At 39.2% G+C, this 9,899-nt stretch carries 6 protein-coding genes and 1 pseudogene; 4 read left to right on the plus strand and 3 right to left on the minus strand.

The window, feature by feature from the left end; all coding sequences use genetic code 11:
• Positions 1–539 (minus strand): DICT sensory domain-containing protein (locus CK510_RS19765; RefSeq protein ID WP_281257060.1); only part of this gene is annotated, 539 nt, incomplete at its 3' end.
• A 1,159-nt stretch (positions 540–1,698) separates the two neighbouring features.
• Between CK510_RS19765 and CK510_RS19770 the strand changes: the two genes are divergently transcribed.
• Together CK510_RS19770 and CK510_RS19775 are read left to right on the plus strand one after the other, a co-directional pair.
• Entirely contained in the window at positions 1,699–2,724 is a 1,026-nt protein-coding gene (locus CK510_RS19770) for a glycosyltransferase family 4 protein (RefSeq protein WP_095723334.1), read from the plus strand.
• 660 nt (positions 2,725–3,384) lie between these two features.
• Positions 3,385–5,676, plus strand: a complete 2,292-nt coding sequence (locus CK510_RS19775) for an amylo-alpha-1,6-glucosidase (protein ID WP_095723335.1) — start codon at positions 3,385–3,387, stop codon at positions 5,674–5,676.
• 77 nt (positions 5,677–5,753) lie between these two features.
• Here CK510_RS19775 and CK510_RS19780 read toward each other — a convergent pair whose 3' ends face one another.
• Positions 5,754–6,071 (minus strand): DUF2973 domain-containing protein, encoded by a 318-nt coding sequence (locus CK510_RS19780; protein ID WP_095723336.1) that lies wholly within the window; start codon positions 6,069–6,071, stop codon positions 5,754–5,756.
• 338 nt (positions 6,072–6,409) lie between these two features.
• Positions 6,410–6,727 carry a DUF2605 domain-containing protein gene (locus CK510_RS19785; protein WP_095723337.1) on the minus strand — a complete coding sequence of 106 codons (318 nt, stop codon included), beginning with the start codon at positions 6,725–6,727 and terminating at the stop codon, positions 6,410–6,412.
• 781 nt (positions 6,728–7,508) lie between these two features.
• On the opposite strand from CK510_RS19785, the gene thrS reads away from it, so the two are divergent.
• A complete protein-coding gene (thrS, locus tag CK510_RS19790) occupies positions 7,509–9,353 on the plus strand; it encodes a threonine--tRNA ligase (protein ID WP_095723338.1) in 1,845 nt (614 codons plus the stop codon).
• A gap of 280 nt (positions 9,354–9,633) precedes the next feature.
• A pseudogene (locus tag CK510_RS19795) lies at positions 9,634–9,798 on the plus strand (IS5/IS1182 family transposase); the annotation flags it as partial.
• Positions 9,799–9,899 lie beyond the last annotated feature (101 nt).

Raw genomic sequence — 9,899 nt, forward strand, 5'->3', positions numbered from 1 at the left:
AATTCCGGTCGGTAAACTAAAATTCTCACTAGCAGCAAACTCGCAGCTTTAAGGCTAACACCTCGTTCCGATGTCCAAATACCTTCAAACCTTCTTGATGTGTCCATGTCCAAAGTTGGACTCAGTTCCCGCATCTGCTGCTTTTTGGCTAGGGAAAGCGGAATTTCTCGACAAACCAAACAAGTCGCGTAGTTTTGTGCCAACACGACTAAATGCCACTCTTGACTTAAGCCATCTTCCGGCTCAAAAGCAACTTTCTCGTAATAATCCGACTTGTTGGAAAAATCTGTTTCCGGAGCCGATAGTACGTATATTTGATTACTTCGTTGTGCCAACCTTTGGTAGCGATGTGCTTCCTGACGGTAAAAACGCTCCCGTTGGAAACTAGCAATGACCAATGGTTCCTCAAGGGTAGCTGCCAAAACCTGGTCTTCCATCGCATGGGAAAGAGCTGTCAGCGAAGCTTTGAAGTACAACTGGGGTCGCAGGTAGGGTAGGGTAATAAGCAAATCGCTCAGTACCGACGTCGAAATGCTCATGTATATCTTTTTAGAGCGGCGATCGCAGAAAAAAACCATCTCTCTGCTGCATTGTACAAATTACAATGGACTTTCAACCTAAATATATGTTTGCAATATGTAAAGATTCCCAAATCATAAATTTGTCAAATCTTGATGCAGCATACCACCCAATATTCTTGCACGTTTGATGACCTTTGCGCCAGTATTTTAGCTAGGAAGATGTAAGGGCGGGAAGACAATGACAAATTTTTATCAAACAGAAGCTACTATACATTAATTTATCTAAGCTAGGTCGGCAAAATTTGCCGCTATGACAAGACAAAAGGCAGAAGAGAAAAGGTTTTTGAGTAACTATACTTTTCGTTCTGTACTTTGTTCTTTTAATTATTCATATCAATAACGTATTAATACTAATATATTTCTAACTATCAGTCTAAGTATTTTTAATTTAATATTACTTTGTTAGTCTCAATCCAAGAGATTTTAGAGCTTATTCAAAGTCGTTATAATAAGTCAAAAATAAGACATAAAAATAGAAATAAAATTTTTAAATAGGAGAAAAAATAGTATGCAAAATTACTCGGTCTCCCAAATATTAATACTGATTCAGTCTACTCCTACAAACATTAATATAGTCATTTTGTTTACTTTTACTGAAAAAATGTGCGTATTGCTAAGTTAAACATTTTCAGCTACTATTACCTATGTCAAGAAAAATACACATATACAAATCATGTGAAATAACCTAGTATTCAATTATTTGTTTCAAGTGAATTGTTTATCTCATCACTTGAAATTAGTTGAATTATTGCTTACGAATAATTTGATAGTTAAGATAATCTAAGTCATTTACTTACCATGATTTTAGTAAGGTGTAAGTTAGGTTGAATCAAAATTAAATTGAGGCTGATATAAGAAAGGAGCAAAAAGTTGGTTTATTGCAGAAATGTGATTACTAAATTTCCTTGCCTGAGCCTTAAGCTGGAGTCACCTTAGAGCATATTCCCCAATTTCTGAAGATATCAATATTGAGATATTACCATTGAAACAGACCCATTCAGGCAGCACCATAAACTTTAGCCATTTATTTAGCTGTCAAATTTAGCTGGGAACAAATCTCGCCAAAAATCTCACAATTGCTGCGAATATGCTGACCTTGACCTATTTTAGGTGAAATATGAAAATTGCCCAAATTTCTCCTTTGTGGGAGCGCGTGCCTCCCTTTCGATATGGTGGTATTGAGCTAGTCTTAAAGTTACTAACCGACGAATTAGTTAAGCGTGGTCACGAAGTTACCTTGTTTGCTTCTGGAGACTCAATTACAGCAGCCAAACTCGAATCTGTTCACCCCAAAGCACTACGTCTCGACCCTAACGTCAGAGAAGCTGGGGTTTATGAGTACATGCAATTTGCTAACATTTATCAAAAATCACAAAACTTTGATATAATACATTCCCATTTCGGTTTCCAAGCTTTGTGGTTGGGAAGTCTCATCAAAACTCCCATAGTCCACACTTTGCATGGTTCTTTTACCAAAGAGAACGAACAAATCTTCAAACGCTTTGCCCAACAGCACTTTATTAGTATCAGCGATGCCCAACGTCAACCCCTTCCTGATATTAACTATGTACATACCGTTTACAATGGCATCGACACATCTGTTTACCCCTTCAAATCAGAACCAGAACAACCAGTATATTTAGCCTTTGTCGGCAGAATTTCGCCGGAAAAAGGACCAGTCGAAGCAATTAAAATTGCCCAAGCCACAGGTTTACCCATTCGGATCGCAGGCAAAGTAGATATTACTGATGAAGTCTTCTACCGTGAAGAAGTCGAACCACTTATTGATGGTGAGCAAATTCAATATTTAGGTGAAGTTTCCCACGAAGAAAAAGTAAAATTATTGGGTGGCGCGATCGCAACTTTATTCCCAATTACTTGGCGTGAACCTTTCGGTTTAGTGATGATTGAGTCAATGGCATCTGGAACCCCCGTTGTTGGCATGGGTTTAGGTTCTGTTCCTGAAGTCATTGTCCACGGAGAAACCGGTTTTATTTGCAATAGCCTCGCGGAAATGATTGAGATGGTTCCGCGAGCAACTAAACTCGACAGGCTAGCTTGTCGGGAGCATGTAGTTAGTCGTTTTAGTGTCGAATCAATGGTTGATGAGTATGAACGAGCATACGCGATGATTTTAGGTTGAATTCGATATTCTCTAAGTCATGATTTATTGACTCGTTCCTAGCCTCCTGGTTAAGAATGGGTCAATTCTATTTTCTAGTTTCTGTACCCTACATTTCTGTTCCGGAAACGAAAATCGTGCCGCGATCGCACAAATAAGTACTGCAAATAAATATATAATTTAATCAAATAATAGTCTGAAGCTGATTTTAGACAACTATTTCTTTCCACGCTACGTCAAAATAGATTTGCTTGGCTGTACGCAAAATAGTGTATGGTTGGAAACTTATGGCTGATACTACTACTCGTACTACTGCAATAAGGTAGAAGGAATATTGCCTACAATATTAGGCTTGTTGACTCTTGGGAATAGTTGGTTTATTTTTAACAAGCTTTGCTATTCGTCTTCTAATTTAGCCTAAACCTACCATTACCCAAAATTCTACTCGGTGTTAGAATCTACAAAACTTTGTTTACAAAACTTAAAAATTAGGTTTTGCTTTCGTTGAAGAAAATTAACACATAGATTTATACCTATGCTTTCTACATTTGTATGGATTTATTTCTTTTGTATGAGTGGCTCAAATAAGTTTAATCTAGCGTCCTTTTTTCCTGTTGACGCGCATTAAACGAAGAAAATCAACAAAGAGAATCTAGACTTGTTACACCTGGAAGTTTGCTGATGACACCGGATACAATCCCAACACCGGAAAAGATTTTGCTGGACGGCAAAACCTTTGTACCTGCCGACCAAATTCCTATTTCCGAATGGCCCTGCGTGGTGACTCAAAGACCGCAGCCGACATTAACTGTTAAAGACGACGATTTATTTTTAGTTACAGATACTTTAGGTAATATTTCTGGGTGTTCCCTCAACGATGGCAACCCCAGTATGGGATTATTCTGTTCCGATACAAGATTTTTGAGTCGGTTGGAGTTGCAAATTAACGGGTATTCTCCAGTATTGTTAAGCAGTACAGCAGATAAAGGGTTCTCCCTATCGATTTTGTGTACTAATCCCCGGATTGAAGACCATCTTCAGCCCGACATAATCGGGATGCGGCGTGAACTGGCACTGAATGGCGCTTTATTTGAAGAAATTGAAGTATGTAATTACAGCACCAGCAATATCAATTTTGAACTTAGCCTCAGCTTTGATGCGGATTTTGCCGACTTATTTGAAGTTCGTGGACACGATCGTCCCCATCGAGGTCGGTTATTACGGTTAGTTGAGCCAATATCTGATGAAATTTTAATCCCACACGTAGAAGTTCACCCATCCGAACATCATCAAAATCCAGAAGTCAAGGAGCAGTCTCTAATACTTGCTTACCAGGGTTTGGACGGCATGGTAATGGAATCGCGGATTAAATTCCAGCATCGTCAGCCAGATTATTTTAAAGGTTATACGGCGCTGTGGCGGTTTGAATTAGCCCCCCATGAAAAGCAAAAGTTGGGCTATCGGATTAATTTACTAACAAATAATAAATCTAGTTCTACTGTTAGCGCTCCCGTTACTCTTGGACAAGCTAAAGCTGCTGAGGTGATGGAGGAGCAACATTGGGTACAGCAAATTACCCGAATTCGTGCCGATAAGAGTATTTTTAATCGAGCAATTGAGCGTGCAGAACAGGATATGTACTTACTGCGCCAATCTTTTGGCAAACATAAAACCGTATCTGCTGGTGTACCTTGGTTTTCAACGTTGTTTGGGCGGGATTCAATTATTACTGCTTCCCAAACTTTGATGTTAAATCCCGAAATTGCTAAAGAGACGCTGACATTATTGGCTAAATATCAAGGAAAAGTCGATGATGATTGGCGTGAAGAAGAACCGGGTAAAATTTTACACGAATTAAGGTTTGGCGAACTTTCCCGTTGTCAGGAAATTCCCCATACTCCCTACTACGGAACGGTTGATGCGACTCCATTATGGTTGATGCTGTATTCGGAATATTACGCTTGGACTCACGATGGGGAAACTTTAGAAAATCTCTGGAGTTATGCCTTAGCGGGAATGGATTGGATCGATCGGAATATGAGAGATACGGGGTATCTCAGTTATTTCCGTAGATCTAAGCGTGGTTTAGCAAATCAAGGTTGGAAAGATTCGGGTGATTGTATTGTCAACCGTAAAGGGGAATTAGCAAATGGCACGATCGCACTTTGTGAGGTACAAGCTTATGTGTATTCGGCGAAGTTACGATTAGCTGAAATTGCGCGGATGAAGAAGCGCTTAGATTTAGCTGATTTGTGGATTGAGGAAGCGCGAAATTTGAAACTGCGTTTTAATCGCGATTTCTGGATGGAAGATCAGGATTTCTGCGCTTTGGCATTGGATGGTGAAGGTAAACATGTAGATAGTATTACTTCTAACCCTGGGCATTGTTTACAATTAGGTATTTTTACGCCAGAAAAAGCTTACAGTGTTGCCGAAAGATTGCGGGCACCCGATATGTTCAACGGTTGGGGAATTCGCACCTTAAGTAGTTTGTCTCCAGCCTATAATCCGATGGGATACCATATTGGCTCCGTATGGCCTCACGATAACTCGACGATCGCGATGGGATTGCGATCGCTCGGTTTAATCGATCAAGCACTGGAGGTTTTCCAAGGTTTGTTTGATATGACTAATGTTCAACCATATCATCGTCCTCCTGAACTGTTTTGTGGTTATGAACGGGAGGGAGATAATGCTCCAGTTCTATATCCTGTCGCTTGTACTCCCCAAGCTTGGGCAACTGGTAGCGTTTTCCAATTACTGCAAATGATGGTTAATTTAGTTCCAGATGCACCTAATAATTGCCTGAGAATTATCGATCCAGCATTACCAGAATCGATTAATCGTCTATCTTTACATAATTTGCGCGTTGGTCCAACTATCCTTGACTTGGAGTTCGAGCGTTCGGGAAATACTACTGCTTGCCGTGTTACAAAAAAACGCGGTAATCTCCGCGTTGTGATTGAAGCATAAATTTAAGTTACGAGTTATGAGAATTAGAGATAAAGCTTACCAATCCTAATTCCTAACTCCTAATTCCTAACTATTAATTATTTTTCTTCTTGAACATCACTTTTTTGTCCTGGAGAAGCTTCAAAAAGTGCATCTAATTGCTGACGAGCATCTTCAACGTTAATCGATCGCATCACTAATAAAGGCTCTTTAATTAAATTCCCAGAACTATCTAACAATTCGGGATGAGGTACAAATTGCTTTCTCGAACCAGAATAACCATTACTACTCATCGATGACTTGGTAGAATATGTCCGCTCTCTATCAAAGCTAAACATGATTAAATTGCGAATTAAATTTGCAACAGCAATAACGGCAAGGATAGTAAAAGCCAGAATATAAATAAGATGTAACATCGGGTTTTCCTCTAGGAGCAGCGTGTTTTTAATTGTTTCTAAAGCTATGCCAAAACGGTCTACAAAGCCGCAACAGTTTGAATTGACTGTTTTGAATTGATTATGTATAAAACTCGGTAATACCCCTTGCAAACCTCTCTTTTAAGAGAGAATATCTAGCTACTTCAATGCTGTATCTAAGTAGCATAGTATACATTGAGTCTTTTTATCAATTTTTATCTCATTAGTTTTTATTTCTAATTAGTCAAAACATACGAGGGATAATGCTGATGAGACGTTTCTGTAAATTTATTAAGAAAAAATTAAAAGCTGAGAAAAATCATAAACTTTATAATCCTTTAACTTTTTTCTTCTTGACGGAAACGCATCGCTACATTCCAACATTCAGTTACAACACCATGCCAAGGTATCAGGGTTGCCATTTCGATTCCAACTTGTCCATCAGTTGCGGCAAATAGCATTTTCGCCGTCTTTACCTCTTCCTGTGCTTCCTTAACTCGCGAAAGCAAGTCTGACTGCTCTTGCTTACTCATAAACTCCACACGCTCTGTTTCCAAAAAGTCATGCGATCGCGCAAACCAATATTGAAAATCCTCTAACAAGGGTTGTAATACCGTTCTGAGCAACTCCGGTTCAGGTAAATTAGAGTTCTGCATAAATGAGAAGCATACTTCCTACTCTATTACGAATGTTAATTTTTTTTACTATTCTTAATAATTTAGCAGCAGATGAAACAATTTGGTACTTTTTTTTGTAACGCAGGCTACAGATTCATTATACAAACTTTAGAAAGGGTTTGTACAGACCTGAAAGGAATAGTTCAAGCCGCTTTAATACTTTTAAGCTGAAACTTTATTTAAATTATATTTAGATATCAAATTGGTAAAAATACTTATCTTCGGGTATCTCAAGCAATTTGCTGCAAATATTAACGGCTCTCATTTTTGGTACTTTAGTAATTTTTTTCTCATTTTTGGGCGATCGTCACAGAGAAGTGAAATTTCTGACTACTAAATCTAGCGCTTTAAATCTTAAAATTATCATTATAGGAAATTAAAATCAATTTGATTTTATAATTCAATTTATAGATATTTAGATTGTATAAGTCAATGCATCTTGAGAAAGAGATGTGCGATATCGCTTTGGAATATCGCGACGAAAGTCCAAAATCCATTTTTTGCGTTGCTTGATTATCTGTATATTTCTTTCCCAAGGAAGCGAATGACTGGTTGATGAATTTATTGAGGTGTAAATCCAGATGTAAATATCTTCCAGTGCTATATTTAATGAAAATAGCCCTTGACAAGAAGCAAGCTACGACGAATAAAGTATGACCCCTCATCGGTTATATTTAGAAAATTGTCAGCACTTTTGTAGATAGACAAATTAAGATAAATCACGAGTAATTTTATAGCTTTGCCAAAGGTTCAACAGCCGATGTCGCCAAATTCATCTCCCCAGCAGTCAGAACAAACCGAACAAATAGTTGAAAAAATCTATTTACCACGCACCAGCGAATCGGAAAATTTAAAGAAAATTCGCCACACCACATCCCATGTAATGGCGATGGCTGTGCAAAAGCTTTTTCCTAAAGCGCAAGTTACAATTGGTCCTTGGATTGAAAATGGGTTTTATTATGATTTTGATAGTCCTGAACCATTCACCGACAAGGATTTAAAAGCCATCTACAAGGAGATGGTGAAAATTATCAATCGAAAATTGCCAGTAACCCGTGAAGAAGTCAGTCGAGAAGAAGCGTCCAAGCGAATTCAGGCAATTAACGAATCCTACAAGCTAGAAATATTAGGGGATATCAAAACAGAACCGATTACAATTTATCATTTGGGCGACCAATGGTGGGATTTATGTGCGGGACCCCATGTGGAGAATACAGGAGATTTGAACCCAAAAGCGATCGCACTCGAAAGTCTTGCGGGTGCATATTGGCGTGGGGATGAAAATAAGGCACAATTGCAGCGTATTTATGGAACTGCTTGGGAATCTCCCGAACAGTTGGAGGAATATAAGCGACGTAAGGAAGAAGCACAGCGTCGCGACCATCGGAAATTGGGTAAGGAGTTGGGATTATTTATATTTTCCGATTTAGTTGGTCCCGGTTTACCGTTGTGGACTCCCAAAGGTACTTTGCTGCGGAGTTTGTTAGAGGATTTTCTTAAACAGGAACAAGTTAAACGGGGTTATTTGCAAGTTGTCACTCCTCACCTTGGAAGGGTTGATTTATTTAAGACTTCAGGACATTGGCAGAAATATAAAGAAGACCTTTTCCCCATGATGGCAGAGGATGAGGAAGCCAGGGAAAAGGAACAAGGCTTTGTTCTTAAAGCGATGAATTGTCCCTTCCACATCCAAATCTATAAAAGTGAACTCCGTTCCTATCGGGAATTACCTTTACGTTATGCCGAATTTGGGACAGTGTATCGTTACGAGCAATCAGGGGAATTGGGTGGTTTGACCAGGGTAAGGGGTTTTACCCAAGATGATGCACATTTATTTATCACTCCCGAACAACTTGATGACGAGTTTTTGAAGGTGGTTGATTTAATCTTGTCGGTAATTAAGAGTTTGAAACTCGACGGTAATTTTAAAGCGAGATTGAGCTTCCGCGATCGCACTAGTGATAAGTATTTAGGTTCCGATGAAGCTTGGGATAAAGCTGAAAATGCCATTCGTCGGGCAGTGGAAACCTTGGGAATGGATCATTTTGAAGGGGTTGGGGAAGCTGCATTTTACGGACCCAAACTGGATTTTATCGTTAAAGATGCTTTGGAGCGGGAATGGCAATTGGGAACCGTGCAGGTTGACTATACTCTTCCCGAACGGTTTGATTTGGAATATGTGGCTGAAGATGGAACTCGTCAACGTCCCATTATGATCCACCGTGCCCCTTTTGGTTCGTTGGAAAGATTAATTGGGATTTTAATTGAAGAGTATGCGGGTGATTTTCCCTTGTGGTTAGCACCAGTACAGTCGAAGTTATTACCTGTGAGCGATCAATTTTTAGATTATGCCAAGGAAGTAGCTGCGAAGATGCTGGCTGTGGGTATTCGTGCGGAAGTCGATACCAGTGGCGATCGACTTGGTAAACTAATTCGCAATGCGGAGAAGGAGAAAATACCCGTCATGGCTGTAGTTGGTGCCAAGGAAGTGGAAACCAATACCTTGAGTATTCGTACCCGTGCTTCTGGGGAATTGGGAAGTGTTGATGTCAGTGAGGTAATTGAGAAAATGAGGAGTGCGATTGCTGCTTTCGATAATTATTAACTGTTACAGTACTTCTCGCTTTAATTAGGTACACATTTATTTCTAGGGTTTTCCTTCGACTGCGAGGAAGGAAACCTAAATATCTGTACTTCATAGCAGTTCCCCTGCTATGAATCAAAAATCCGGTATATCAAACACCGGGTTTTTAATTACGGGTATATTTAGGGCTTGCTGATTAAAGGTGAAACCCTTGTAGAAATAGTGATTGAGGTCGATAAATCGAAAAAAAGTGCAAGAAATTCGGGTAAAATAGGTCAAAACCCTAGCATCAACATAGAAAATGTATCGAAAAATTGAGAACATACCTACCCCAATAGAAAAGTTTGAACTGCCATTTGAGGGGCAATTGGCAGAAGATAATAGGTGGGTAATTAGGGCTAATTTAATTCCTTGGTCAGAATTTGAAGATGAATATGCTCAAAAATTTACGATTGAAATGGGGGCAGCGGAAACTTGACGGGGGCTGTGCCTAGGCTGTTGACTTTGTGAGTTTTTAAGGAACTTTTATCATACAATAATAGTGTTGTATTTTTTCGAGGTAAAAGT

This window comes from Brunnivagina elsteri CCALA 953, assembly GCF_002289455.1.
Classification (GTDB): Bacteria; Cyanobacteriota; Cyanobacteriia; order Cyanobacteriales; family Nostocaceae; genus Brunnivagina; species Brunnivagina elsteri.